The organism is Streptomyces sp. NBC_00670, assembly GCF_036226765.1.
Taxonomy (GTDB): Bacteria; Actinomycetota; Actinomycetes; order Streptomycetales; family Streptomycetaceae; genus Streptomyces.
The window spans coordinates 1481894-1507794 of sequence record NZ_CP109017.1; the positions used below are offsets into that span (position 1 = coordinate 1481894).

A 25901-nucleotide genomic window follows, 5' to 3' on the forward strand; every position below is an offset into this window, starting at 1 on the left:
GATTAGTAGGCGCCGACCAAGGCGCCCGCTGCCCCCGGAGTTGAGGCCCCATCACGGAGCGAAACCGGGTGTGGACACACCGAAAACCCGACAGGGGGAGGATTCGCGCAGCGTCCCACCAAACGGGACACATGGGCGCGTCCTCGCGCGCCGATATGGGGTGAACAGCACACGCACGGCCCGCTGTCGACCCCCTTGCGCGTGGCGAACCTCACATCCCGAGTGGTGTGGGCGGGGACCGGAATCCGGTCATGCGGACGTCATCAGGCCGCGCAGGAACGGCAGATCGACCTCTTCCAGGGAGGCGATGACCGTGCGCCCGGGGGCGGCCGTGATGGGTGCCACGGAGGGAACCGCGAGGACCCGGCAGCCGGCGGCCTCGGCGGCCGCCACGCCGGTCGCGGTGTCCTCGACGACGGCGCAGCGCTCCGGCCGCGCGCCGAGCCCGGAGGCGGCCAGCAGATAGGGGTCGGGGAACGGCTTGGTCCGCTCGACCTCGTCGCCGGCGACGGTCAGGGCGAAGTACTGCGGTCCGACGGCGGCCAGCACCCGGTCGATGATGCGCCGGTGGGAGGCGGAGACCAGGGCGGTGGGGATGTCGTGGGCGGCCAGTTCGGCCAGCAGTCGGGCGGCGCCGGGCATCAGCGGCAGGGCGCGGTCGATGCGGTCCTCGAAGCCGTCGTTGAGCAGGACGGTGAGTTCGGCCAGCGTGATGTCGGCGCCGGTGGCCTCGATGAGGAAGCCCGCGCTGCGGGTCATGGGGCCGCCGACCACGACCTCGCGCCAGGAGTCCTGAAGGCGGTGGCCCAGGGCGGCGAAGACGTCCCTCTCGACGTCCCACCAGAAACCTTCGGTGTCCACCAGGGTGCCGTCCATGTCGAGGAGCACGGCCTGCAGGGCCGAGCCCTCCGCCGAGCGGGTTCCGAGCGCGGGGACGGTTGTCGTCATCCGACGCACCTCCTTGAGGGACGAGCAGGCCGGTTCCCGAAGAGGAACCGGCCTGCGGTGGACCGACCAGTGTACGTCGTGGCCGTCCGGAGTGCGCGTCGGGCGGATCGCGGCGGTGCGGGGCGGGTCACCCTGCGTGAGCGCCGCGGCGGTGACGGGCCGTCACCGGGCGTTGAAGTACTTGGCCTCCGGGTGGTGGATGACGATGGCGTCGGTGGACTGCTCGGGGTGGAGCTGGAACTCCTCGGAGAGGTGTACGCCGATCCGCTCCGGCCGCAGCAGTTCCGCGATCTTGGCGCGGTCCTCCAGGTCCGGGCAGGCGCCGTAGCCGAGCGAGAAGCGGGCGCCGCGGTACTTGAGGGCGAACATGTCCTCCATGGCGGCGGGGTCCTCGCCGGCGTAGCCGAGTTCGGAGCGGACGCGGGCGTGCCAGTACTCGGCGAGCGCCTCGGCGAGCTGGACGGACAGTCCGTGCAGTTCGAGGTAGTCGCGGTAGGCGTTGGCCTCGAACAGCTTCGCGGTCTCGGTGCCGATCCGGGAGCCGATGGTGACGACCTGGAAGCCGACGACGTCGGTCTCCCCCGACTCCTCGGGCCGGAAGAAGTCGGCGAGGCAGAGCCGGCGGCCGCGGCGCTGGCGCGGGAAGGTGAAGCGGGTGCGCTCGTTGCCGTCGTCGTCCAGGACGATGAGGTCGTCGTCCTTGGAGACGCAGGGGAAGTAGCCGTAGACGACGGCGGCTTCGAGCAGGTTGTCGGTCTGGAGCCGGTCGAGCAGCCCGCGCAGCCGGGGCCGGCCCTCGCGCTCCACCAGCTCCTCGTACGTCGGCCCGTCGCCGCTGCGGGCCTGCTTGAGGCCCCACTGGCCCTTGAAGAGGGCGCCCTCGTCGAGCCAGCCCGCGTACTCCTTGAGCTGGATGCCCTTGATGACGCGGGTGCCCCGGAAGGGCGGCTCGGGCACGGGGTTGTCGGTGGCGACGTCGGAACGGACGGCGCCCTCCTCGGGGCGGTCCTCGATCTCGACGGTGGCCGCGCGCACCCGGCGCTGCCTCAGTTCGGGCAGCTGTGCCCCGGGGACACCGCGCTTGATGCCGATGAGGGCGTCCATCAGGCGCAGTCCCTCGAAGGCGTCGCGGGCGTAGCGGACCTCGCCCTGGTAGATCTCGTGCAGGTCCTGTTCGACATAGGCCCGGGTCAGCGCGGCGCCGCCGAGGATGACCGGGTAGTCGGTGGCCAGGCCGCGCTGGTTGAGCTCCTCCAGGTTCTCCTTCATGATCACCGTGGACTTGACGAGCAGTCCGGACATGCCGATGACGTCGGCCTTGTGCTCGTCGGCGGCTTCCAGGATCGCGGAGACGGGCTGCTTGATGCCGAGGTTGACGACGTTGTAGCCGTTGTTGGACAGGATGATGTCGACGAGATTCTTGCCGATGTCGTGGACGTCGCCGCGGACGGTGGCGAGCACGATGGTGCCCTTGCCGGCCTCGTCGGTCTTCTCCATGTGCGGTTCGAGGTGGGCGACGGCGGTCTTCATCACCTCGGCGGACTGCAGCACGAACGGCAGCTGCATCTGGCCGGAACCGAACAGTTCGCCGACGACCTTCATGCCGTCGAGCAGGGTCTCGTTGACGATGTCGAGGGCGGGGCGCTCCCGGAGGGCGTCGTCCAGATCCTGTTCGAGGCCGTTCTTCTCGCCGTCGATGATGCGCCGCTTGAGGCGCTCGTCCAGCGGGAGGGCGGCCAGTTCCTCGGCCTTGCCGGCCTTGAGGGACTTGGCGGTGGCGCCCTCGAACAGCTGCATGAGCTTCTGCAGCGGGTCGTAGCCCTCGCGGCGGCGGTCGTGGATGAGGTCGAGGGCGGTGGTGACCTGCTCCTCGTCGAACCGGGCGATGGGCAGGATCTTGGAGGCGTGGACGATCGCGGAGTCCAGGCCGGCCTTGACGCACTCGTCGAGGAAGACGGAGTTCAGCAGGATGCGGGCGGCCGGATTGAGGCCGAAGGAGATGTTGGACAGGCCGAGGGTGGTCTGCACCTTCGGGTGGCGTTCCTTCAGCAGCCGGATGCCCTCGATGGTGGCGAGGCCGTCCTTGCGGGACTCCTCCTGGCCGGTGCAGATGGTGAAGGTCAGACAGTCGACGAGGATGTCCTCCTCGTGGATGCCCCAGTTCCGCGTCAGGTCCTCGATCAGGCGTTCGGCGATCTCGACCTTCTTCTCGGCGGTGCGGGCCTGGCCCACCTCGTCGATGGTCAGGGCGATCAGCGCGGCACCGTGCTCCTTGGCCAGGGCGGTGACCTTGGCGAAGCGGGAGTCGGGTCCGGTGCCGTCCTCGTAGTTGACGGAGTTGATGACCGCGCGGCCGCCGAGCTTCTCCAGGCCGGCCCGGATGACGTCGACCTCGGTGGAGTCCAGGACGATCGGCAGCGTGGAGGCGGTGGCGAACCGGCCGGCCAGTTCCTCCATGTCGGCGACGCCGTCGCGGCCCACGTAGTCGACGCAGAGGTCGAGCATGTGGGCGCCCTCGCGGATCTGGTCGCGGGCCATCTCCACGCAGTCGTCCCAGCGGCCCGCCAGCATGGCCTCACGGAACTTCTTGGAGCCGTTGGCGTTGGTGCGCTCGCCGATGGCGAGGTAGGCGGTGTCCTGGCGGAACGGCACGGTCTGGTAGAGGGAGGCGGCACCGGGCTCCGGCTGGGGGCTGCGCTCGGCGGGGGCGGTCTCCCGGACCCGCTCGACGACCTGGCGCAGGTGCTCGGGGGTGGTGCCGCAGCAGCCGCCCACCAGGGAGAGGCCGTAGTCCTGGACGAAGGTCTCCTGCGCGTCGGCGAGGCCCTCGGCGTCCAGCGGGAAGTGCGCGCCGTCCTTGGTGAGCACCGGCAGACCCGCGTTCGGCATGCACAGCAGCGGGATGCGGGAGTGCCGGGTGAGGTAGCGCAGGTGTTCGCTCATCTCGGCGGGGCCGGTGGAGCAGTTCAGGCCGATCATGTCGATGCCGAGCGGCTCGAGCGCGGTGAGCGCGGCGCCGATCTCGGAGCCGAGCAGCATGGTGCCGGTGGTCTCGAACGCCATGGAGACCAGCAGCGGGACCTCGGTACCGGTGGCCGCCATGGCCCGGCGGGCGCCGAGGACGGAGGCCTTGGTCTGCAGCAGGTCCTGGGTGGTCTCGACGATCAGGGCGTCGGCGCCGCCGGCCAGCAGCCCCTCGGCGTTGGCCTGGTAGCCGTCGCGGATGGTGGTGTAGCCGACGTGGCCGAGGGTGGGCAGCTTGGTGCCGGGGCCCATGGAGCCGAGCACCCAGCGCTGGCGGCCGTCGCGGGCGCCGTGCTCGTCGGCGACCTCGCGGGCGAGGCGGGCGCCGGCCTCGGAGAGCTCGTGCACCCGGCCGGCGATCTCGTACTCGGAGGCAGCGGTGTGGTTGGCGCCGAAGGTGTTGGTCTCGACGCAGTCGACGCCGACGGAGAAGTAGGCGTCGTGGACGGAGCGGACGATGTCCGGGCGGGTGACGTTGAGGACCTCGTTGCAGCCCTCCAGCCCCTGGAAGTCCTCCAGTGTCGGGTCCTGGGCCTGCAGCATCGTGCCCATCGCGCCGTCGGCCACCACGACCCGGGTGGCGAGCGCCTCACGGAGGGCGTCGGTGCGGGCCCGGGTTCCGGTGGCGGCGGACGCGCCCTCGGCGGCGGGGGCGGGGGATGCGGACGGGTTCGGCGACGAGGCCATGGAAGATGCTCCCTGGAGTGCGACGGCTGTCGGCTTTGCGTCTTCCCGCGGAAGGCGCACCCGGTCAGGGTAGCCCCCGGTACGCCGTACGGTCAGAGGCGTCCACGGGGCGGACGGGTGTGCACCCGTGGTGCCGTACGTGGCATTCGGGCGGTTTCCGGCCGGAACTCGCCGTGACCGCCCATTGGCGGGAGGTCGACAACGACCGGTAGTGTTCGACATTGCCGAACGCGGTACTCGAGCCTCGGCCGGCGGTCCAGTGGTCGAAGGGGACGGAGGGCAGGACGGCGATGGCACGGAACATCCAGTCGCTCGAGCGGGCGGCCGCGATGCTGCGGTTGCTCGCGGGCGGCGAGCGACGGCTCGGCCTGTCGGACATCGCCTCCTCCCTCGGCCTGGCCAAGGGCACGGCCCACGGCATACTCCGCACCCTCCAGCAGGAGGGCTTCGTCGAACAGGACGACGCCTCGGGGCGCTATCAGCTGGGCGCCGAACTGCTGCGCCTGGGCACCACCTATCTCGACGTGCACGAACTGCGGGCGCGGGCCCTGGTGTGGACGGACGACCTGGCGCGCTCCAGCGGGGAGAGCGTGTACCTGGGGGTGCTGCACCAGCAGGGCGTGCTGATCGTGCACCACGTGTTCCGGCCCGACGACAGCCGGCAGGTGCTGGAGATCGGGGCGATGCAGCCGCTGCATTCCACGGCGCTGGGGAAGGTGCTCTCCGCCTACGACCCGGTGGCACACAGCGAGGCGCTGGAGGCGGACCGCAAGGCCTTCACGGACCGGACGATCAGCGAGCTCCCGCGGTTCGAGGAGGTCCTGGACCTGACGCGGGCGCGGGGGTACGCGGCGGACGTGGAGGAGACGTGGGAGGGGGTCGCGTCGATCGCGGCGCCCATTCATGACCGGCGGAGGATGCCGGTGGGGGCGGTGGGGATCACGGGGGCGGTGGAGCGGCTCTGCCGTGAGGGTCGTGAGGGGGAGGTGCGGGCGGAGTTGATCGCGGCCGTGCGGGACTGCGCGCGGGCGGTCTCGCGCGACCTCGGCGCCAGCCGGTTCTGAGGCTGAGGGCTCCTTTTTCGCCCCTGCCGCCCCTTCCCTTCCCGTCCCCGGGGGGGCCTCCGCCCCCGGACCCACAAAAGATGCGCCCACGCGGCGGAGCCGCACATCGACACAGCCCCGCGCCCCTTCCCCGCGTCCCTTCCTCGGCCGCTCCCTGCCGCGATCCATAACCCACCCCGATCAATAACGATCGCGTTTTCGATAACCGAACCCTTGACTGCCGCGCACCGCGCGGCGAGACTCGCGTCCATCGGTCGGCATTGTCGAACACCTACCGGCAATACGCGTTAGAGTGTGACAACACCATCGGCCGGTTAACGCCCTCACCCCTGAGGGCGCGGACCACCGGAGGGACCCGGGGTTCGCCTTCCCCTGGACGAAGGACAAAGGAGTCGCGGGTGTCCAGCTCCGACATCTTCATCGGCGAGACCATCGGTACCGCCATACTCATCCTGCTCGGCGCCGGCGTCTGTGCCGCCGTCACCCTCAAGGCCTCCAAGGCGCGCAACGCCGGCTGGCTCGCCATCAGCTTCGGCTGGGGCTTCGCGGTCCTCACCGCGGTCTACATCTCCGGGCCGCTCTCCGGAGCCCACCTCAACCCGGCCGTCACCCTCGCCATCGCGATCAAGGACCACGACTTCAGCGACCTCCCGGTCTACTGGGGCGGGCAGCTCCTCGGCGCCATGATCGGCGCCGCGCTGACCTGGATCGCGTACTACGGACAGTTCCACGCGCACCTCACCGACCGTGAGGTCGTCGGCGGTCCGGGCGCGCAGGACACCAGGGTCAAGGCCGTCGAGGCCCAGGAGACGAAGGCCGGACCGGTGCTCGGCGTCTTCTCCACCGGTCCCGAGATCCGCAACGCGGTGCTGAACATCGCCACGGAGGTCATCGGCACCTTCGTCCTCTGCCTCGCCGTCCTCACCCAGGGCCTGAACGACAGCGGCAAGGGCCTGGGCGTCGTGGGCGGACTGATCACCGCCCTGGTGGTCGTCTCCATCGGTCTCTCGCTCGGCGGCCCCACCGGGTACGCGATCAACCCGGCCCGTGACCTCGGTCCCCGCATCGTGCACGCCCTGCTCCCCCTGCCCAACAAGGGCGGTTCCGACTGGAGCTACGCCTGGATCCCGGTGGCCGGTCCGCTGATCGGCGGCGCGATCGCTGCAGGCCTCTACAACGTCGCCTTTGCTTAGAGGAACCATTCCTTCACAAGCACAGCGCCGTACGGACAGCCCCCCGACCACGGATCTCACGGAATCCCCCGCTACTCCCAGGAGCACACAGTGACCGACGCACACACCGCCGGGCCGTTCATCGCCGCCATCGACCAGGGCACGACCTCCTCGCGCTGCATCGTCTTCGACCGGGACGGCCGCATCGTCTCCGTCGACCAGAAGGAACACGAGCAGATCTTCCCCAAGCCGGGCTGGGTCGAACACAACGCCACCGAGATCTGGACCAACGTCCAGGAGGTCGTCGCCGGCGCCATCGAGAAGGCCGGCATCACCCGGGACGACATCAAGGCCATCGGCATCACCAACCAGCGCGAGACCACCGTGCTGTGGGACAAGAACACCGGCGAGCCGGTCCACAACGCGATCGTCTGGCAGGACACCCGTACCGACGGGCTGTGCCGGGAGCTCGGCCGCAATGTCGGCCAGGACCGCTTCCGCCGCGAGACGGGTCTCCCCCTCGCCTCCTACTTCGCCGGCCCCAAGGCCCGCTGGCTGCTCGACCACGTCGACGGCCTCAAGGAGCGCGCCGAGCGCGGCGACATCCTCTTCGGCACGATGGACACCTGGGTCATCTGGAACCTGACCGGCGGCGCCGACGGCGGCCGGCACGTCACGGACGTCACCAACGCCTCCCGCACCCTGCTGATGAACCTGCACACCATGGCGTGGGACGAGAAGATCGCCGAGTCCATCGGCGTGCCCACGGCGATGCTGCCGGAGATCCGCTCCTCCGCCGAGGTCTACGGCGAGATCAAGGGCGGCCGGCTCGGCGAGCTGCTCGGCGGCATTCCCGTCGCCTCCGCACTCGGCGACCAGCAGGCGGCCCTGTTCGGGCAGACCTGTTTCGCCGAGGGCGAGACGAAGTCGACGTACGGCACCGGCACCTTCATGGTGATGAACACCGGCGACAAGCTGATCAACTCCTACAGCGGGCTGCTGACCACCGTCGGCTACCAGATCGGCGACAACAAGCCGGTCTACGCCCTGGAGGGCTCGATCGCCGTCACCGGCTCCCTGGTGCAGTGGATGCGCGACCAGATGGGCCTCATCTCCACCGCCGCCGAGATCGAGACGCTCGCCCTGTCCGTCGAGGACAACGGCGGCGCCTACTTCGTACCGGCCTTCTCCGGCCTGTTCGCCCCGTACTGGCGCTCCGACGCCCGCGGTGTGATCGCCGGCCTGACCCGGTACGTCACCAAGGCGCACCTCGCGCGCGCCGTCCTGGAGGCCACCGCCTGGCAGACGCGGGAGATCGCCGACGCCATGACGAAGGACTCCGGCGTGGAGCTGACCGCCCTCAAGGTCGACGGCGGCATGACCTCCAACAACCTGCTGATGCAGACCCTCGCCGACGTGCTGGACGCACCCGTGGTGCGCCCGATGGTCGCCGAGACCACCTGCCTCGGCGCCGCCTACGCCGCCGGCCTGGCCGTCGGCTTCTGGAACAGCACCGACGACCTGCGCGCCAACTGGCGGCGGGCCGCCGAGTGGACCCCGAACATGGCCGCGGAGACCCGCGACCGTGAGTACAAGAACTGGCTCAAGGCCGTCGAGCGGACCATGGGCTGGCTCGAGGACGAGGAGTAAGTAGTAGCGATGACCAGTCAGTCCACCCTGCAGTCCGTGCCTGCCCTCGGTACGCACCCGGCCACCGGCACGGGTCCGAGCCGGGCTGAGACCCGGGAGCAGCTCTCCAAGGCGACGTACGACCTCCTCGTGATCGGCGGCGGCATCCTGGGCATCTCCACCGCCTGGCACGCCGCGCAGTCCGGGCTCAGGGTGGCACTGGTCGACGCCGGCGACTTCGCCGGCGCCACCTCCTCCGCCTCCTCCAAGCTCCTCCACGGCGGTCTGCGCTATCTGCAGACCGGCGCGGTGAAGCTGGTGGCGGAGAACCACTTCGAGCGCCGTGCCGTCTCCCGCCAGGTGGCCCCCCACCTGGCCAACCCGCTCACGTTCTACCTCCCCGTGTACAAGGGCGGGCCGCACGGCGCGGCGAAGCTCGGGGCGGGCGTCTTCGCCTACTCCGCGCTCTCCGCGTTCGGCGACGGCGTGGGCCATCTGCTCAGCCCGGCCAAGGCCGCGCAGGACGTGCCCGAGCTGCGCACGGAGAACCTCAAGGCCGTCGCCGTCTACGGGGACGACCAGATGAACGACGCGCGGATGGCGCTGATGACGGTCCGCGCGGCCGTCGACTCCGGCGCCGTCGTCCTGAACCACGCCGAGGTGACGGGTCTGCGCTTCACCCGGGGCCGGGTCACCGGTGCCGAGCTGAAGGACCGGATCTCGGGCGAGGAGTTCGGCGTCGACGCGCGCCTGGTGCTCAACGCGACCGGCCCCTGGGTCGACCACCTGCGCCGGATGGAGGACGCCGGGGCCGCGCCGTCGATCCGGCTGTCCAAGGGCGCGCACCTGGTGCTCAAGCGCACCGCCCCCTGGAAGGCCGCGCTCGCGACCCCCATCGACAAGTACCGGATCACGTTCGCCCTCCCCTGGGAGGACATGCTGCTGCTCGGCACCACCGACGAGGAGTACGAGGGCGATCCGGGCGAGGTCGCCGTCAACGACAAGGACATCGCGCAGATCCTGGACGAGGCCGCGTTCTCCGTCCGCGACCAGCAGCTCGACCGGGATCTCATCACCTACGCCTTCGCCGGGCTGCGGGTGCTGCCGGGCGGCCCCGGCAGCACTGCCAAGGCCAAGCGGGAGACGGTGGTCACCGAGGGCCGGGGCGGCATGCTGTCCGTGGCGGGCGGCAAGTGGACGACGTTCCGGCACATCGGCCGTACGGTGATGAAGAAGCTGGAGGCCCTGCCCGGGCGTCCGCTGGGCGAGGACTTCGAGCCCATCGCCTCGCTGCCGAGGAAGCTGCCGCTGCCCGGCATAGCCAACCCGCGTGCGGTCGCCCACCGGCTGCTCGTGGACCGGCCGGAGCCCGCGTCGCGGATGGCCCCCGAGACGGCCCGGCACCTGGCCACCCACTACGGCTCGCTGGCCTTCGACATCGCGCGGCTGGCCAACGAGGACCCGGCGCTGGCCGAGCGGGTCCACCCGGACGCGCCCGAGATCTGGGCGCAGGTCGTGTGGGCCCGGGACCACGAGTGGGCCGAGACCGAGGACGACGTGCTGCGCCGCCGGACCACCCTGACGATCCGGGGGCTGGCCACGGACGAGGTCCGGTCCCGGGTGCGGGAGCTGCTCGACGGGAAGTGAGCGGAGTCCCGGCCCGCCGCCGGACGTCGCGGGGGCGGCTCCCCAGTGGGGGCCGCCCCCGCGGCATGGCGGCCCGGGCCGGGGGTAGAGGTCGACGATCAAGGTGTTCGAGCCGGTCGAACGGGGCAGTCATCCGTTCACCCAGCGGTGCACGGGGCTGCGGCGACGGCCTGCCGGGGCCGTAAGGTTGGGGCGTACGTCAGGCACGTCGGAAGGAGGCGCTGGGTGATCGAGCTCGAGGGGGTTCCCGAGCTGATCGACCCGGTCATGGTGGCCGCGTTCGAGGGCTGGAACGATGCCGGCGACGCCGCCTCCACCGCGGTCGCGCATCTGGACAGGGAATGGAAGGGCGAGGTGTTCGCGGCGCTCGACGCCGAGGACTACTACGACTTCCAGGTCAACCGCCCCACGGTGTTCATGGAGGCCGGGGTCCGTAAGGTCACCTGGCCCACGACCCGGCTCTCGGTGGTCCGTGTCGGCGGCGACAGACCGCGTGACCTGGTGCTGGTGCGCGGGATCGAGCCGTCGATGCGGTGGCGCTCATTCTGCAACGAGCTGCTCGCCTTCGCGCACGAGCTGGGTGTGGAGCTGGTCGTCATCCTGGGCGCGCTGCTCGGCGACACCCCGCACACACGTCCGGTTCCGGTCAGCGGGGTGACGTCCGACGCGGATCTCGCGCAGCGGATGGACCTGGAGGAGACGAAGTACGAGGGTCCGACGGGCATCGTCGGCATCCTCCAGGAGGCGTGCACGCACGCCGGGGTGCCGGCGGTGTCGCTGTGGGCGGCGGTACCGCACTACGTGTCGCAGCCGCCGAATCCGAAGGCCGCGCTGGCGCTGCTGAACCGGCTGGAGGACCTGATCGACGTCCGCATCCCGCAGGGCGAGCTGCCGGAGGACGCGCGGGCGTGGCAGACGGGGGTGGACCAGCTGGCGGCGGAGGACAGCGAGGTCGCGGAATACGTGCAGACGCTGGAGGAGGCGCGGGACACGGCGGAGTTGCCGGAGGCCTCGGGAGAGGCGATCGCGCGCGAGTTCGAGCGATACCTGCGGCGGCGGGACGGCGGCACGGCGGCCGGCCCCTTCAACGGCCCTCCCGCCGGCGGCCGGGGCCGCGCCCCCAAACCCCCACGCCCGGACGACGAGGACGAGGACCCGTCGGAGGAGTGAGCCGGGGGGTGGGGCAGGATCTTTCTCGCCCCCGCCGCCCCTACCCGTCCCATCCTCAAGGGGCTCCGCCCCTTTGACCCCGTTGCGCAGTTCCCCGCGCCCCTATCAGGGGCGCGGGGAACTGCGCGATCTTTTGGGGGTCCGGGGGCGGAGCCCCCGGGGACGGGAATGGGAAGGGGCGGCGGGGGCGAAAGAGAACGCCCCGCACGCCCTACAGGGCCACGCCCAGCAACGCGTCGACCGCGCGGGAGAGGACACCGGGGGCGGACTCGTCCGGGCCGCCGGTCTCCGCCTGGCGGGCGACCCAGCGGTCGACCGCCGCCAACGCCTCAGGCGCGTTGAGATCATCCGCGAGCGCCGCCCGCACCTCGTCCACGACCCCCTCCGCCGCCGGCCCGTCCGGCCGCGACACGGCCGCCCGCCACCGCTCCACCCGCGCCACCGCGTCCCGCAGCACCTGCTCGGTCCATTCCCAGTCGGCCCGGTAGTGGTGCGCGTGCAGCGCGAGCCGGATCGCCGCGGGATCGACACCGTCCCGCCGCAGCTGCGAGACGAAGACCAGGTTCCCCTTGGACTTCGACATCTTCTCGCCGTCGAGGGCCACCATGCCGGCGTGCACATACGCCTTGGCCATGGGGAACTCCCCGGTCAGCACCTGGGCGTGCGACGCGCCCATCTCGTGGTGCGGGAACGCGAGGTCGGACCCGCCGCCCTGCACGTCGAAGCCCATCCCGAGGTGGTCCAGGGCGATGGCCACGCACTCGATGTGCCAGCCGGGCCGGCCCCGCCCGAGCGAGCCGCCGTCCCAGCTCGGCTCGCCGTCACGCGCGGCCATCCAGAGCATGGGGTCGACGGGGTTCTTCTTGCCGGGCCGCTCGGGGTCACCGCCCCGCTCGGCGGAGAGCAGCCGCATCGCCGCGGCGTCGAGGTTCGAGACCTGGCCGAAGTGGGGGTCGGACTCGACGGAGAAGTACACGTCACCGTCGAGGTCGTAGGCCGCGCCGAGTTCCCGCAGCCGTTCGACGAGCGGGACGATCCCGGGTATCGCCTCCACGGCGCCGATGTAGTGCCGCGGCGGCAGCATCCGCAGGGCGGTCATGTCCTCGCGGAAGAGCGCGGTCTCCTTCTCGGCGAGTGCGGTCCAGTCGACGCCGTCGCGCTCGGCCCGCTCCAGCAGCGGATCGTCGACGTCCGTCACGTTCTGGACATAGTGCACCTGGCGCTTGGTGTCGAGCCACACGCGCTGCACGAGGTCGAACGCGTTGTAGGTCGCCGCGTGCCCCATGTGCGTGGCGTCGTACGGCGTGATGCCGCAGACGTAGAGGCGGGCGACGGGACCGGGCTGGAGGGTGACCGGACCGCCGGTGGCGGTGTCGTGGATCACCAGGTCGCGACCCTGACCAGGCAGGGCGGGGACCTCGGAAGCGGGCCAGGCATGCATGTCATGAGCCTAACCGGATGGATGTTCCCTGCACGAACCGGAGGGGGCGAGATGGCCGGGAAGCCGTTCTTGCGCGCCGCGTCCCGATGTGCAGGGGCCGGCGGCCGCCCGGTTCGCCCCGGTGTGCGAAGCGCGCCTGCCGGCGGGCCGGACCGTCACACGGGCGGCCAGGGGATCGCCGGCCACTCCCCGCTCGGCTCCGGATGCCGTCCCGACGTCAGGAGCGCCGCCACGCGGGCGCGGGTGGCCTCGACCTCGGCCTCCGTGAGCAGCTCGCCCAGGCGGACGGCCAGCGCTCCGCCCTCCCCCAGGCCCGTCCGCAGTCCCCGCAGCACGTCCAGGGCCTCGTCGGTCAGGGTCTCGCCGGCCCAGCCCCACAGGAGGGTGCGCAGCTTGTTCTCGACGTTGAAGGTGACCCCGTGGTCGATGCCGTAGAGGTGCTGTCCGTCGGCGGGCAGCAGATGGCCGCCCTTGCGGTCGGCGTTGTTGATCACGGCGTCGAGGACGGCGAGCCGTCGCAGCCGCGTGTCGTCGGCGTGCACGAGGAGCGCGGTGCGGCCCTCCTCGACCTCGGCGAAGCCGATCGCCTTCCAGCCCGGCTCCGGCTCCTCGGCGTCCACCAGGGCGAGCAGGTCGGCCTCCGGGCGGACCTCTATCCACAGCTGGCACATGCCCTCGCCGTACGGCCCCTCGCGCAGCACCGTGGGCGGCACGAGGGCCCAGCCGGTCGCCTCGGAGACCTCGTAGGCGGCGACCTCGCGCTCGGCCAGGGTGCCGTCGGGGAAGTCCCACAGCGGCCGCTCCCCGGCGACGGGCTTGTAGACGCAGGCGGCCTCCTGTCCGTCGAGCGCGACGGTGCAGTACAGCGCCGCGTTGGAGGCGTCGCGGATCCGGCCGTGTACGGTCAGCTCGCCCTCGGTGAGCAGCCGCACGGCGTCGACGGCCGGGCCGGACGCGCTCCCGGCCGCGGGGCCCTGCGCGGTGGTGTCCGCGGCCGTCGTTCCGAGGCCGGTCTCGTCGCTCGTCGTCACCTTCGTCACGCTCCGCGGCGGTATCCGTTCTGGCGCGGACATACGTGTCCTTCCGGATCGAGCGGGAGGCTGCACAGCGGGCACGGCGGCCGCCCGGCGTTGACGACGTCCAGGGCGCGCTTGGCGAACGCCCTGGCCTGCGCGCCGGTGAGCCGGACGCGGAGCATCGGCGGGCCGTTCTCCTCGTCCTGGAGCAGCCGCTCCTCGGCCTCGGCGAGGTCCTCCTCGGACTCCGCGTCGAGTTCCACCAGCGCCTGCGCCTCGACGATCATGCGCTCCTCGTCGCCGTCCCAGGCAAGCGCCATGGTGCCGACCCGGAACTCCTCCTCCACCGGCGTCTCGAGCGGCTCGGTGTCGGAGATCTCCGAGGGGGTCACGGCGGGCACCGCCGCGTTGCCCCCGCTGCGCCGGACGACCTCGTCGAGGAGTTCGTCCATGCGTTCGGCGAGCGCGGCGACCTGGGTCTTCTCCAGGGCCACGCTGGTCACCCGGGCCCCGGCGATGGCCTGGAGGAAGAAGGTACGGCGCCCGGGCAGCCCGACCGTACCGGCCACGAAGCGGTCCGGTGGGTCGTAGAGGAACACCTGACGGGACACGTCCTGTCTCCATTGCTTGACAACTACTGCGCTGTTTCGACCGCTTCACCCTACTGCGGCCGACGATCACGGTGCGCCAGCACCGCCCCCGACCGTGGCGTCGCTCCCGTCCCCGCCGTCGTCACCGGACGGGGCGCGCTCGGGCGGCACCAGGGACGCGAGGTCACCGGTGTCGCCGAGCCGTACGAGGAACGGCCGGAGCCTGGTGTAACGGATCGCGGTGACGGAACACGGTTCGACACTGATCCGCTGGAAGAGGTCGAGATGAAGCCCGAGCGCGTCGGCGACGAGCGACTTGATGATGTCGCCGTGCGAGCACATCAGGTAGACGGCGTCGGGGCCGTGGTCGCGCTCCACGCGCGCGTTCCACTCGCGCACCGCCTCGGCGGCGCGGGTCTGCATGGCCCGCATGGACTCGCCGCCGGGGAACGCGGCCGCCGAGGGGTGCGCCTGGACGACCTCCATCAGCGGTTCGTCCTTCAGTTCGGCGAGCTTGCGGCCGGACCAGTCGCCGTAGTGGCACTCGCCGATACGGTCGTCGCTGTGCGGTTCGAGGCCGCGGGCGTCGAGGAGTGGCCGCATGGTCTCCTGGCAGCGCTGCAACGGGCTGGTGACGATCTCGGCGATCGGGATGCCGTCCAGCCGCCCCGGCAGGGCGGCCGCCTGGGCGGTGCCGCGCTCGTCGAGGGCCACGCCCGGGGTCCACCCGGCGAGCAGTCCCGAGGTGTTGGCGGTGGAGCGTCCGTGCCGTACGAGGATCAACGTGGGCATGGCGCCCAGCCTAGGACCTGCCGTCAATCCGTCCGGCGGACGGTGCCCACGCGCGCGTAGAGGCCGTTTTCGCGGTCATCCTCCTCATGGGGCCCGTTTTCCGCTTCCGCGGTCGCCGGTCCTGCCGCGGGTTCCGCGTTCCGTGTCCGTTCCGAGAGGGGAGCACACCTTCCGTGATCGTCGACTGTGCCATCTACCGCGACGGGCGCCGCTCCGAGGGGCCGGAGGACCTCTCGGACGCGCTCGCGAACGCGCGCGCCGCGGGCGGCTTCGTGTGGATCGGGCTGCACGAACCGACGGAACGGGAGTTCGGGAAGGTCACCGAGGAGTTCGGGCTGCACCCGCTGGCCGTGGAGGACGCCCTCAAGGCGCACCAGCGGCCCAAGCTGGAGGTGTACGACGACTCGCTGTTCATGGTGCTCAAGCCGGTCGTGTACGAGCCGGAGAGCGACGCCGTCTCCACCGGCGAGGTGATGATCTTCCTCGGCGACGGCTTCGTGGTGACGGTCCGGCACGGCGAGGGCGCACCGCTCGGCGTCGTGCGCAAGCGGCTGGAGCAGCAGCCGGAGATGCTCGGCAAGGGGCCGACGGCGGTCCTGTATGCCCTGGCCGACGCCTCGGTCGACCACTACCTGGACGTGGCGACGGAACTGGGGACCGACCTGGAGGAGCTGGAGGCGGAGGTGTTCTCGCCGGAGGGCGGGGGCTCCAGGAACACCGCTTCGCGGATCTACACCTTCAAGCGGCAGATCCTGGAGTTCCGCCGGGCCACCAACCCGCTGGCGCTGCCGCTGACCCGGCTGGCGAACACCGGTTCGTTCGGGGGCGCGCTGCCGTTCGTGGACGACTCCGCGCGCCCCTTCTTCCGTGATGTCAGCGACCACCTCACGCGCGTGAACGAGTCGGTGGAGGGCCTGGACCGGCTGGTGTCGGACATCCTCTCGGCGCACCTGGCGCAGATGAGCGTCCGGCAGAACGACGACATGCGGAAGATCTCCGCCTGGGCGGCGATGGCCGCGGTCCCCACGATGATCGCGGGGATCTACGGCATGAACTTCGACCACATGCCGGAGCTGCACTGGATCTGGTCGTACCCGGCGGTGATCGCGGTGATGGTGGTCCTGGAGGTGCTGCTGTACCGGCAGTTCAAGCGACGGGGGTGGCTGTAGGTTCGCCCAGCGCGTCGCGGCGCTCGGGCATCCGCAGGACGACCATGCGCCGCCGGCCGAGCAGCAGTTCGTACGCGTACGCGGCGTGGATGCCGGCGGCCAGGACGGCGCCCTTGGCCCGGGACCAGCCGAGGATGCGGCCCATGTGGCGCATGACCGCGAGACTGACGTCACGGTGCACCTGGATCTCCGCGCGGGCGCATTCGTGGAGCGTGCGCCGGATCGCGCGCTCGTGGCCCGCGCGGGCGAGGCGCAGCAGTTCCTCGTGGCAGTAGGCGAGGTGGTTGTCCTCGTCCTGGGAGATCATCCGGACCGCCCGGCCGAGGTCGGGGTGGTCGGCGAAGTGCCGGCGCAGCAGTTCCATCTGCTCACAGGCGCGCTGTTCGGTGACGCGACTGTGGGCGAGGTAGGTGACGATGTCCTGCACGGTCAGCGGCCGGTCGGCTCTCAGTCTTTCGTGGGACAGACCGATGCCGCGCCGTTCGAGGAGCATGGTGTAGTCCGTCTCGGCCGGGACCTCGACGGGTTCCAGATGGCGCTTCTTGAGCAGGGCCTGAAAGATCCGCCCGTGTTTGTCCTCGTCGGTGCCGTGCCGGGCGATCTTGGGGGCGAGGGCCTGTTCGGCCGGCGGGACGAGGGCGGCGATGCGGGCGTTCTCCCAGCCGCCCTGGGCCTCGCCGCCGGCGGCGATGGAGCAGAGGAGACGGAACGATTCGTCGTTGTCGACGATCTCCCGGAAGAGACTTTTTGTGGAAAGCACGTCTGCACACCTCTCTGTTTCCGGCGGGCCGCCGCATCCGAGTCAAAGTGGGCTCGGCGGCGGGGGCAACAGACGTGTCGGGTGGCTCCGCCTAACGGAGGAAGGTGCCGGGGCCATCGCGCGTAACCGGTGGGGGGTCGGGGCGTTGTTCTTCGTGACGGCCGTGGCGGGGATGATCCCCGAGCCCCCACCACGGCCGTGATGATCTTCGGAGGCCGGGAGTTCGTCGCCCCCGCCGCCCTTACCTTCCCGTCCCCTGGGGGCTTCGCCCCCGGACCCCGCCAAAGGATTGCCCCCGCGCGGCGGAGCCGCAGATCGACACAGCCCCGCGCCCCTTACTCCGCCAGCCCGGCGCGTTCCAAGGCCTCCGTGCCTGCGCGGAGCGCGGTCAGGCGTTCTTCCAGGGTGAAGCCGGCGGGGGCCAGGGTGAGGGTGGTGACGCCGGCACCGGCGTACTCCTTCATGCGGTCGGCGATGCGGTCGACGGAGCCGAGGAGCGTCGTGCGGTCGATCAGTTCGTGCGGTACGGCGGCCGCGGCGCCCTGTTTGTCGCCGGACAGGTACGTGTCCTGGATCTCGGCGGCCTGCCGCTCGTAGCCCATGCGGCCGGCGAGCCGGTTGTAGAAGTTCTGCTTGCGGCTGCCCATGCCGCCGACGTACAGCGCGGTGTACGGGCGGAAGGTGTCGGCGAGCGCGGTGACGTCCTTGTCGTCGCCGACGGCCAGCGGCACGGTCGGGCAGATGTCGAAGCCGTCGAGGGTCCGCCCGGCCTTCTCCCGGCCGGCCCGCAAGGGGCGGAGCGCGGTCTCCTCCAGGTGCTCGGCGGCGGCGAAGATGAGCAGCGCGCCGTCGGCGATCTCGCCGGTCTGTTCGAGGTTCTTCGGGCCGATGGCGGCGATGTAGAGCGGGATGTGGGTGCGCTCCGGGTGCACGGTGAGCTTGATCGGCTTGCCGGGGCCGTCGGGCAGCGGCAGCGTCCAGTGCTCGCCCTCGTACGTCAGCCGCTCGCGGCTCATGGCCCTGCGGACGATCTCGACGTACTCGCGGGTGCGGGCGAGCGGCTTGTCGAACTTGACGCCGTACCAGCCCTCGGAGACCTGCGGGCCGGAGACGCCGAGGCCGAGCCGGAAGCGGCCGCCGGAGAGGGAGTCGAGGGTGGCGGCGGTCATCGCCGTCATCGCCGGCTGGCGGGCCGGGATCTGGAAGATGGCCGAGCCGACGTCGATGCGTTCGGTCTGGGCGGCGACCCAGGTGAGCACGGTGGCCGCGTCGGAGCCGTACGCCTCGGCGGCCCAGCAGACCGCGTAGCCGAGCCGGTCGGCCTCCTGGGCGACGGCGAGGTTGTCCGCGTCCATTCCGGCGCCCCAGTAACCGAGGTTGATGCCGAGCCGCATACGATTCCCCTTACTGATCAGTAACGTTCCTTGTGGGAACACTAGCGCGCACCCGCCGTTTTCGGTTGTCCACAGGCCCCCCACGTGCGTGCCTTGGCCAGTAATGTCGGCGTTCATGGAGCAGAGGCATCTCGGTCGCACCGGCCTGCGCGTGTCCCGCATCGGGCTCGGCACCCTGACGTGGGGGCGCGACACCGACGAGCACGACGCCGCGGACCTGTTGAAGGTGTTCTGGGAGGCGGGCGGCACCCTCGTGGACACCGCCGACGTGTACGGCGACGGCGAGGCGGAGTACCTGCTCGGGCGGCTCATGGAGGGGCTGGTGCCCCGGCGTGACCTGGTCGTCTCCACGAAGGCCGGCAGCGTCCCCGACCCCGAACGCCGGTTCGACGGCTCCCGCGGCCATCTGCTCTCCGCCCTGGACGCCTCGCTCGCCCGCCTGGGCACGGACTACGTCGACGTGTGGCATCTGCACGCCTTCGATCCGTGCACGCCGCTGGAGGAGACGCTCGGGGCGCTGGACCTGGCGGTCAGCAGCGGGCGGGCGCGGTACGCGGGCGTGTCCAACTTCTGCGGCTGGCAGCTGGCCAGGGCGGCGACGTGGCAGCTGGCCGCCCCTGGCGGGCGGACCCGGATCGCCAGTACGCAGATGGAGTACTCGCTGCTGCAACGCGGGGTGGAGCGGGAGGTGCTGCCGGCGGCGCTGGACCTCGGGGTGGGGCTGCTGCCGTCCTCGCCGCTGGGCCGGGGCGTGCTGACCGGCAAGTACCGGGACGGCACCCCGCCCGGCTCGCGGGGCGCCTCGGAGCATCTGGCCCCCTTCGTCGCGCCGTACCTGGACGACGCGGCGAGCCGCATCGTCGACGCGGTGCAGACGGCGGCGGACGGCCTGTCGGCGACGCCGCTCCAGGTGGCGCTCGCGTGGGTCCGGGACCGCCCGGGGGTGGTCGCCCCGATCGTCGGCGCCCGCACGGCGCAGCAGCTCACGGCGGCGTTGTCAGTGGAGGCGCTTAGTCTTCCTGACGAGATCTGCCGGGCGCTGGACGACGTGTCGGCCCCGGTGCACCGTTATCCCGATCACGACTGGAGCACGCTGTGAGCACGGACCCCGAGACCACGGAGACGGCCGCGGAGCCGGCGGAGCCGGCCGCGCCCGCCGAGTCCGCCGAGTCCGCCGAGTCCGAGCCGGCCGACGGTTCCGGGGGCGCGTCCGCGCAGCTGTCCGAGGCCGAGGCGGAGCTGGCGGCGCAACGGCTGGAGCGGGAGCGGATCGCGCAGCGGAAGGCCGCCAGGCAGGGCCCGGTCGAGAGCGGGGCCAAGCTCAGCGGCACGGCCGCGGACCTGCTGGCCGCCGTGCGGGCGGTGGAGAGCGGGGCCAAGCCGGTGGCCAGTGCGTTCAGCGAGCCGCCCCCGGCTCCGCGCAGGGCCGCCCCGGAGCCCGTACGGCCGCCCCAGCCGGTGGCGCCGGCGACTCCCCCGGCCGCGGCGCCGGTGCCGGACGAGGAGGCCGTCGCGGCGGTCCGGGCGGTGCTCGCCGAGGGCGGTGCCCCGGCCGCGCTGGCGCCGGGGACCGCCGCCGGGCTCGGGGCGGGCGCCGACGGTGTGCTGCGCGAGGACCCCTGGCAGCTGCTGCGGGTCACGGGCGTGCGCCCGGAGCAGGCCGACGGGTTCGCCCGCGCGCTGCTGGGCGCGGAGGCCGGGCCGGGCGACGAGCGGCGCGGCCGCGCGGTCACCGTGTGGCTGCTGGAGCAGGCCGCGCTCGCCGGGCACACGGCGCTGGAGCTGCCCGCGCTGCTCACCGCGCTCGGACGGTACGCGGTGCCGGACCCGGACGCGGCGGTGCGGGACACGCTCGCGGAGGGCGAGGCGCTGGTCTTCCAGGACGCCCTGGACCAGACCGGCGGGGCCGCGCCGCAGCCCGCGGAGGGCGGGGGCTCCAGGAGCGACGGAAGTGGCGGCGGTGACGGGGAGGACGCGCAGGCCGAGGAGCGTCCGGTACGGGTCCTGGTCGGGCTCGAGCGGTACGCGCTGGCCGAGGAGAGCCTCGCCGACGGGCTCGGCCGGCTCGTCAACTCCGTGCCGAAGCGGGAAGGAGCGGTCGAGGCCGCCGGGGACTGGGAGCGGGCGGCCGAGGCCGCCGGGCGGTCCGCGGCGGAGCTGATCCGGGCCGTCGCCGGGCACGGGCTGGTGCTGCACACCGGCGGGGAGGCCGCCCGGCAGGAGCCGGCGGCCCTGCTGCGGGCGGCGGCGGAGCTGGGGCTGCGGGCGTGGGGGGCGACGCACGGTGCGGGCGGGCGCGAGCGTCTCGCCGCGCAGGTGGCCGGGGGTGGCGTCCCCGCCGGAGGCGGTGGTGTCGTCACCGTGGCGGATCTGCTGTCCGGGGCCGAGGGCGGGCCGGGGCGGGATGCGGAGGGGGCGTTCGCTCTGGACCTGCTCGTCGTGCTGGACGCGCCGCAGCTCGACGTCGAGACGGCGGCGCTGCTCGTGGAGTCGATGCCCGACGGGGCGCGGCTGGTGCTCTCCGGTGACCCCGGGGTGCTGTGGTCGGCGGGTCCCGGGCGGGTCTTCGCGGATCTGCTGGCGGCGCGGATCTGTCCGCAGATCGCCTCGCGGACGCCGGATCCCGGTCCGCTCGGCAAGTTGGTCTCCGGCATCGGCATCGGGGAGCTCAACCAGGTCGCGGCGCCCGGCAAGGAAGTGGTGATCGTGCCGGTGCGGGACGCGGGTGAGGCCGTGCACCGGGCGGTGCAGTTGGTCGCGGACTCCGTACCGCGGGCGATCGGGGTGCCCGCGGAGGAGACGGTGGTCGTCACGCCGGGGCACGGTGGGGCGGCGGGGACGCGGGCGCTGAACGCGGCGCTGAAGGAGCGGCTCAATCCCGGGCCCGGGCGGTTCGGGGGGTTCGACCCCGGGGACCGGGTGGTGTACGTGGCGGGGGCGGCGGGGCGGGCCGTGCCGGGGCGTGTCGTCGGGGCGGACGCGGAGGGGTTGCGGCTGGAGTGTGCGGGGGCGCCTGTGGTGGTGCCGCGGGAGCGGGTGGAGGGGGCGGTGCGGCATGGATGGGCGTTGACCGCGCACCAGGCGGTGGGGGCGCGGTGGGAGGCGGTGGTTGTGGTGTTGCCGGGGGATGCGGTGTCTTCGTTGTCGCGGTCGTGGGTGTATACGGCGTTCGGGCGGGCGGAGCGGCATCTGTCGGTGGTGCAGGGGGTGGAGCAGGCGTTGCCGCGGGTGGTGGCGGGGGGTGCGGTGAAGCCGCGTACGACGCGGTTGGGGGTTTTGCTGGGGGTGGGGGGTGTGCGGTGACGGGGGTGCGGCGAGGGAGTTTTCGCCCCCGCCGCCCCTACCCTTCCCGTCCCTTCAAGGGGCTCCGCCCCTTGGACCCCGAGGGTGGGCGGGAAGGGCGCCGTAGAGCTCGGGGGGGCAGGTTCGTGGGCGGGTGCGGGTGCGCCGTGGCTGATCGCGCAGTTCCCCGCGCCCCTAGGAGACAGGGCGCTGGCCGCGCAGCCGCGGCAAAGCCGCGCAAAAGACACAGCCCCGCGCCCCTAGGAGACAGGGCGCTCGTCGCGCAGCCGCGGCAAAGCCGCGCAAAAGACACAGCCCCGCACCTCTGAAAGACAGGGCGCGGGGCCGGGGCCCGCGGCTCAGGGTGTGGGGGCCGGGGTCGGGTCTTCGTCCCGGTCTTCCTCTGGGTCGTCGTCGAAGACCGCGCTGATGTCGAAGCGGCAGACGACCTGGGTGGGGTCGGGTTGGTCGAAGGGGGAATCGAGCCATTCGCCGGCCTCGGGCGGGTCGTCCGTGGCGGTGACCCAGAGCGTGGAGTCGCCCTCCTCCAGGCCGAACTCCTTGTGGCGGGAGGCGATCTCGTCCGGTTCGTACTCGCCGAAGAGGACGCCGAGCGCGCCGTGGACCGTGCCCGAGACCTCCTCGGCGGGCTCCTCCGCGGCCTCGATCCGCTGGGCCTGCGCGAGCAGCCGCCGCGGTTCGACCACGGCGTAGTCGCGGCGGATCAGCACGCTCAGTGCGCTGGGCTCCTCCGGGCCCGTGTACGGCGGCATGTCCTCGGTGCCGGGGATCTCGAAGGGCGTGACCTCGTCGTAGCGGTCGTAGAGCAGTTCGTCGTACTGCTCGGCCGCGGCGGCCAGTTCGTTGAACGCCTCGTAGACGGCCGGGTCGTCCTCACCCGACCTGCGTTCGACCGCGGCCAGGTGGCGGTCGAGCGCGGTCTTGACCGCCTCGGCGGCGGCGCGTACCTCGGCAGCGGTGGGCTGCACTGCATCAGACATAGTGCAGACGCTATCCGTACCGGGCCCGTGCCCGCACAATAGATGCGATGCCGGAATACGAATTTGTCGACGTGTACGTCCCGCGCGGGGTCTCCCGCAAGGAGGCGACGCGTCTGCTGACGGACCATGCCGAGTACGGACACTGGGAGTTGCACCGTCTGAGCCTCATGCGGGACGGCAGCCGCAGGGTGCGGTTGCGCCGGCGGATCATCCGCCAGGCGCGGGCCACGTGGTGAGCGGGGACGGACGACCTCGGTACGGAGAACGGGCGGGAGACGGAACGGACGGAGCGGGCGCCGCCGGTGCGGGGCCCGCTCCGGTGTCCGTGCCGCGCCGATGTCAGCGCGCGCCCGCGCGGGACCGGCGGTAGAGCAGGGTCCCGCCCAGCAGCGCGGCCGCGCCCGCCGGGACCAGCAGACCGAGCGGGGTCTCGCTGCCGGTGTGGGCGAGCTGCGCGTCGGCCACCGGCTGGGTGAGGGCGGACCGGGCGCCCGGGTGGTTGGCCTGCACCGCGCTGCCGCCGCCGGGCGCGGCCGGGGTGTCGGGCGTGGTGGAGCCGTCGCCGCCGCCGGGGGTCGTGGAGTGACCGGGCGGGGTGTGACGGTCCGGAGGGGCCGGGGTGTCGTCGCCGGGGGTGTTGGCGCAGTCGTTGCCGGTGACCGGGTTGCCGAGGCCGCCGACGGTGATGTTGTTGCCGCAGACGTTCACGGGCACGTCGACGGGCACCTCGACGTGGTTGCCGGAGCCGACGCCGGGCGAGCCGCCGGTGTGCCCGTGGGCGTCCGAGCCACCGCCCGAGCCGTCGCCGCCGGAGCGGTCGTCGTCGCCGTAGCCGCCGTGGTGGCGGCCCTTCCCGTGGCCGCCGGAGCGGTCGTCGTCGCCGTGGCCACCGCGGTGGCGGCCGTGGCCGTCCCCGTAGCCGCCGTGGCGGTCGCCCGTGTGGCTGCCGCCGCCCTTGTTGGCGCAGGCGTTGCCGGCCGCCGGGTTGAGCAGTCCGACGACGTTGACGGTGTTGCCGCAGACGTTCACCGGAACGTGCACCGGCGCCTGCACCGAGTTGCCCGACAGCACGCCGGGAGAGTCCGACGCGGTGCCGTTCGCCGCCGAGTCGGCGTGCGCGTAGCCACCGGTGACGGCGAGTACGCCGGTCGCCGCGGCCACGGTCATCAGGCCCTTGCGGGTGACCTGTCGCATGGTTGATTCCTGCCTTCGAGATACGGAGAGGTGCCGCGGGCGGCACGGGAGAACCGGCCGGCCCCGGAGCGCGGGGCGCGCGCTCCGGGGCCGGTGGACTCAGACCCTCGTGGGACGGGGCCGCGACGTCACTTGTTGATGCAGACGTTCCCGAACGCCGGGTTGAGCAGCCCGATCACGGAGATGGTGTTGCCGCAGACGTTCACCGGAACGTGCACGGGCACCTGGATGACGTTGCCGGAGGCGACACCCGGGGAGTGCACGGCGGCACCCTGCGCCCCGGAGTCGGCGGCGGCCAGGCCGGCACCCGCGAGAACCAGGCCGCTCGTGGCGACGGCAGCGGCGACAACCTTCTTGATCATTAGTTCCTCCTCGTTCACAAACCCGTTGGCAAAAGCGATCCAGACCTCGGATCGCATCACCTGTAACGAGGAGGGACTAATGAGGCTACGAGCCTATGGTCACATTCACCCGTCCCGGTGATCTCCGTACGCACGCTCGAATCAGGACGAAGAGCGGTGCGCGAAAGGGGAGTTCAGGAGGCGTCGAGGAAACGGTCGAGCACGCGTACGCCGAACTGGAGCGCGTCCACCGGCACCCGCTCGTCGACGCCGTGGAACATGCCCGCGAAGTCCAGCTCCGGCGGCAGCTTCAGCGGTGCGAAGCCGAAGCAGCGGATGCCGAGGTCGTCGAAGGACTTGGCGTCGGTGCCGCCGGAGAGCATGTACGGCACGGCGCGGGCGATCGGGTCCTCGGCGACCAGCGCGGTCTGCATCGCCTCGACCAGCGCGCCGTCGAACGTGGTCTCCACGGCCTTGTCGGCGTGCACGTCCTCGCGCCGCACGCGCGGGCCGAGGATGCGGTCGAGGTCGGCGAGGAACTCCTCCTCGTGGCCCGGCAGGAAGCGGCCGTCGACGTACGCGGTGGCCTGGCCGGGGATGACGTTGACCTTGTAACCGGCGCCCAGCTGGGTGGGGTTGGCGGTGTTGCGCAGGGTGGCGCCGATCAGCTTGGCGATGCCGCCGAGCCGGTTGATCGTCGTCTCCATGTCCTCGGGGTCGAGTTCGAGGCCGAGGGCGTCGCCGAGTTCGTCGAGGAAGTGCCGGGTGGTCTTGGTGACGCGCACCGGGAACTCGTGCCGGCCGAGCCGGGCGACCGCCTCGGACAGCTCGGTGATGGCGTTGTCCTTGTGAATCATCGAGCCGTGGCCGGCGGTGCCGTCCACGGTGAGCTTCATCCAGTGCATGCCCTTCTCGGCGGTCTCCACCAGATACAGCCGCAGCTGCTCGTTGACCGAGAAGGAGAAGCCGCCGACCTCGCCGATCGCCTCGGTGACGCCCTCGAAGAGGTCGGGGTGGTTGTCGACGAGGTGCCGGGCACCCCAGGTGCCGCCGGCCTCCTCGTCGGCGAGGAAGGCGAGGACGATGTCGCGCGGCGGCCGGCGCCCGCTGCGCAGCCGGTCGCGGACGACCGCGAGGGTCATGGCGTCCATGTCCTTCATGTCGACCGCGCCCCGGCCCCACACGCATCCGTCGGCGATCTCGCCGGAGAACGGGTCGTGGGTCCAGTCCGCCGCGTTGGCGGGGACGACGTCGGTGTGGCCGTGGATCAGCAGCGCGGGGCGGGAGGGGTCCTCGCCCTGGATGCGGGCCACGGCCGAGGCGCGGCCCTTGTGCGACTCGATGATCCGCGGCTCGAGCCCGACCTCGGCGAGCTTCTCGGCGACGTACTCGGCCGCCTTCCGCTCGCCGGGGCCGGAGTGGTCGCCGTAGTTGCTGGTGTCGATCCGGATCAGGTCGCGGCAGAGGTCGACGACCTCGTCCTCGCCCCTGACGGTTCCGGCCGTGCCCGTGTCGCTCACGCTGCTTCCTCTCGCTGTCCCTGCCACTGCCCCCGCCGCCGGTCGCTGCCGCCGGGTGCC

General features: G+C 72.1%; 21 protein-coding genes. 9 read left to right on the top strand and 12 right to left on the bottom strand.

Annotated elements, in window-relative coordinates; all coding sequences use genetic code 11:
• Positions 1-249 precede the first annotated feature (249 nt).
• A complete protein-coding gene (locus tag OIE12_RS06575; RefSeq protein ID WP_329132676.1) occupies positions 250-948 on the bottom strand; it encodes an HAD family hydrolase in 699 nt (232 codons plus the stop codon).
• A 162-nt stretch (positions 949-1110) separates the two neighbouring features.
• Positions 1111-4659, bottom strand: coding sequence for a methionine synthase (metH, locus tag OIE12_RS06580; protein ID WP_329132678.1), 3549 nt, complete (start codon positions 4657-4659; stop codon positions 1111-1113).
• Positions 4660-4949: 290 nt separating this feature from the next.
• Between metH and OIE12_RS06585 the strand changes: the two genes are divergently transcribed.
• The 5 genes from OIE12_RS06585 to OIE12_RS06605 all read left to right on the top strand — a co-directional run bounded on the left by OIE12_RS06585 (position 4950) and on the right by OIE12_RS06605 (position 11341).
• Positions 4950-5723 carry an IclR family transcriptional regulator gene (locus OIE12_RS06585; protein ID WP_329132679.1) on the top strand — a complete coding sequence of 258 codons (774 nt, stop codon included), beginning with the start codon at positions 4950-4952 and terminating at the stop codon, positions 5721-5723.
• Positions 5724-6121: 398 nt separating this feature from the next.
• The gene (locus OIE12_RS06590) at positions 6122-6916 is read left to right on the top strand and encodes an MIP/aquaporin family protein (protein ID WP_329132681.1); all 795 of its coding nucleotides are present in this window, start codon (positions 6122-6124) and stop codon (positions 6914-6916) included.
• Between the two features lie 90 nt (positions 6917-7006).
• Positions 7007-8545, top strand: coding sequence for a glycerol kinase GlpK (gene glpK / locus OIE12_RS06595; protein WP_329132683.1), 1539 nt, complete (start codon positions 7007-7009; stop codon positions 8543-8545).
• Between the two features lie 9 nt (positions 8546-8554).
• Positions 8555-10171 (top strand): glycerol-3-phosphate dehydrogenase/oxidase, encoded by a 1617-nt coding sequence (locus OIE12_RS06600; RefSeq protein ID WP_329132685.1) that lies wholly within the window; start codon positions 8555-8557, stop codon positions 10169-10171.
• Between the two features lie 225 nt (positions 10172-10396).
• Positions 10397-11341, top strand: coding sequence for a PAC2 family protein (locus tag OIE12_RS06605; protein WP_329132687.1), 945 nt, complete (start codon positions 10397-10399; stop codon positions 11339-11341).
• Positions 11342-11552: 211 nt separating this feature from the next.
• On the opposite strand, the gene mshC is transcribed toward OIE12_RS06605, so the two are convergent.
• From mshC to OIE12_RS06625, 4 genes are all read right to left on the bottom strand, one after another.
• A complete protein-coding gene (gene mshC / locus OIE12_RS06610; protein WP_329132689.1) occupies positions 11553-12782 on the bottom strand; it encodes a cysteine--1-D-myo-inosityl 2-amino-2-deoxy-alpha-D-glucopyranoside ligase in 1230 nt (409 codons plus the stop codon).
• A gap of 155 nt (positions 12783-12937) precedes the next feature.
• Positions 12938-13855, bottom strand: coding sequence for an SCO1664 family protein (locus OIE12_RS06615; protein ID WP_443053771.1), 918 nt, complete (start codon positions 13853-13855; stop codon positions 12938-12940).
• A complete protein-coding gene (locus OIE12_RS06620; RefSeq protein WP_329132691.1) occupies positions 13819-14409 on the bottom strand; it encodes a DUF3090 domain-containing protein in 591 nt (196 codons plus the stop codon). Before OIE12_RS06620 ends, OIE12_RS06615 begins: the two co-directional genes overlap by 37 nt.
• Positions 14410-14475: 66 nt before the next feature.
• On the bottom strand, positions 14476-15180 hold the full coding sequence (locus OIE12_RS06625) for a histidine phosphatase family protein (RefSeq protein WP_329132693.1): 705 nt from the start codon (positions 15178-15180) through the stop codon (positions 14476-14478).
• Between the two features lie 173 nt (positions 15181-15353).
• On the opposite strand from OIE12_RS06625, the gene corA reads away from it, so the two are divergent.
• Positions 15354-16349, top strand: a complete 996-nt coding sequence (gene corA / locus OIE12_RS06630; RefSeq protein WP_329132695.1) for a magnesium/cobalt transporter CorA — start codon at positions 15354-15356, stop codon at positions 16347-16349.
• Here corA and OIE12_RS06635 read toward each other — a convergent pair.
• Both OIE12_RS06635 and OIE12_RS06640 read right to left on the bottom strand, forming a co-directional pair.
• Complete coding sequence (locus OIE12_RS06635; RefSeq protein WP_329132697.1) at positions 16327-17109, bottom strand: ferritin-like domain-containing protein; 783 nt, start codon at positions 17107-17109, stop codon at positions 16327-16329. The two genes, corA and OIE12_RS06635, sit on opposite strands and share 23 nt — an antisense overlap.
• A gap of 335 nt (positions 17110-17444) precedes the next feature.
• Complete coding sequence (locus tag OIE12_RS06640) at positions 17445-18503, bottom strand: LLM class F420-dependent oxidoreductase (RefSeq protein ID WP_329132699.1); 1059 nt, start codon at positions 18501-18503, stop codon at positions 17445-17447.
• 115 nt (positions 18504-18618) lie between these two features.
• Here OIE12_RS06640 and OIE12_RS06645 point away from each other — a divergent pair, with 115 nt between their 5' ends.
• The gene (locus OIE12_RS06645; protein ID WP_329132701.1) at positions 18619-19602 is read left to right on the top strand and encodes an aldo/keto reductase; all 984 of its coding nucleotides are present in this window, start codon (positions 18619-18621) and stop codon (positions 19600-19602) included.
• Positions 19599-21806 (top strand): helix-hairpin-helix domain-containing protein, encoded by a 2208-nt coding sequence (locus OIE12_RS06650; RefSeq protein WP_329132703.1) that lies wholly within the window; start codon positions 19599-19601, stop codon positions 21804-21806. The genes OIE12_RS06645 and OIE12_RS06650 overlap by 4 nt, the downstream gene beginning before the upstream one ends.
• A gap of 338 nt (positions 21807-22144) precedes the next feature.
• Here OIE12_RS06650 and OIE12_RS06655 read toward each other — a convergent pair whose 3' ends face one another.
• Positions 22145-22786 carry a hypothetical protein gene (locus tag OIE12_RS06655; RefSeq protein ID WP_329132705.1) on the bottom strand — a complete coding sequence of 214 codons (642 nt, stop codon included), beginning with the start codon at positions 22784-22786 and terminating at the stop codon, positions 22145-22147.
• A gap of 47 nt (positions 22787-22833) precedes the next feature.
• Here OIE12_RS06655 and OIE12_RS06660 point away from each other — a divergent pair, with 47 nt between their 5' ends.
• Positions 22834-23022: a DUF5703 family protein gene (locus OIE12_RS06660; protein WP_030381515.1), complete on the top strand. Its 189-nt coding sequence runs from the start codon at positions 22834-22836 to the stop codon at positions 23020-23022.
• 103 nt (positions 23023-23125) lie between these two features.
• Here the strand turns inward: OIE12_RS06660 and OIE12_RS06665 are convergent, their stop codons facing one another.
• The 3 genes from OIE12_RS06665 to OIE12_RS06675 all read right to left on the bottom strand — a co-directional run bounded on the left by OIE12_RS06665 (position 23126) and on the right by OIE12_RS06675 (position 25841).
• The gene (locus OIE12_RS06665; RefSeq protein WP_329132707.1) at positions 23126-23980 is read right to left on the bottom strand and encodes a chaplin; all 855 of its coding nucleotides are present in this window, start codon (positions 23978-23980) and stop codon (positions 23126-23128) included.
• Positions 23981-24108: 128 nt separating this feature from the next.
• Entirely contained in the window at positions 24109-24342 is a 234-nt protein-coding gene (gene chpH, locus OIE12_RS06670; protein ID WP_030381513.1) for a chaplin ChpH, read from the bottom strand.
• A gap of 173 nt (positions 24343-24515) precedes the next feature.
• Positions 24516-25841 (bottom strand): M20/M25/M40 family metallo-hydrolase, encoded by a 1326-nt coding sequence (locus tag OIE12_RS06675; protein WP_329132710.1) that lies wholly within the window; start codon positions 25839-25841, stop codon positions 24516-24518.
• Between the last annotated feature and the right edge of the window lie 60 nt (positions 25842-25901).

Excerpts from the sequence above, each read along its gene's own strand:
- OIE12_RS06655 (WP_329132705.1), bottom strand. The coding sequence starts at position 22,786 with ATGTCTGATGCAGTGCAGCCCACCGCTGCCGAGGTACGCGCCGCCGCC.
- metH (WP_329132678.1), bottom strand. The coding sequence starts at position 4,659 with ATGGCCTCGTCGCCGAACCCGTCCGCATCCCCCGCCCCCGCCGCCGAG.
- OIE12_RS06600 (WP_329132685.1), top strand. The coding sequence starts at position 8,555 with ATGACCAGTCAGTCCACCCTGCAGTCCGTGCCTGCCCTCGGTACGCAC.
- OIE12_RS06585 (WP_329132679.1), top strand. The coding sequence starts at position 4,950 with ATGGCACGGAACATCCAGTCGCTCGAGCGGGCGGCCGCGATGCTGCGG.
- OIE12_RS06625 (WP_329132693.1), bottom strand. The coding sequence starts at position 15,180 with ATGCCCACGTTGATCCTCGTACGGCACGGACGCTCCACCGCCAACACC.
- OIE12_RS06645 (WP_329132701.1), top strand. The coding sequence starts at position 18,619 with ATGGAGCAGAGGCATCTCGGTCGCACCGGCCTGCGCGTGTCCCGCATC.
- chpH (WP_030381513.1), bottom strand. The coding sequence starts at position 24,342 with ATGATCAAGAAGGTTGTCGCCGCTGCCGTCGCCACGAGCGGCCTGGTT.
- OIE12_RS06640 (WP_329132699.1), bottom strand. The coding sequence starts at position 18,503 with ATGCGGCTCGGCATCAACCTCGGTTACTGGGGCGCCGGAATGGACGCG.
- mshC (WP_329132689.1), bottom strand. The coding sequence starts at position 12,782 with ATGCATGCCTGGCCCGCTTCCGAGGTCCCCGCCCTGCCTGGTCAGGGT.
- OIE12_RS06615 (WP_443053771.1), bottom strand. The coding sequence starts at position 13,855 with ATGTCCGCGCCAGAACGGATACCGCCGCGGAGCGTGACGAAGGTGACG.
- OIE12_RS06665 (WP_329132707.1), bottom strand. The coding sequence starts at position 23,980 with ATGCGACAGGTCACCCGCAAGGGCCTGATGACCGTGGCCGCGGCGACC.
- OIE12_RS06660 (WP_030381515.1), top strand. The coding sequence starts at position 22,834 with ATGCCGGAATACGAATTTGTCGACGTGTACGTCCCGCGCGGGGTCTCC.
- OIE12_RS06575 (WP_329132676.1), bottom strand. The coding sequence starts at position 948 with ATGACGACAACCGTCCCCGCGCTCGGAACCCGCTCGGCGGAGGGCTCG.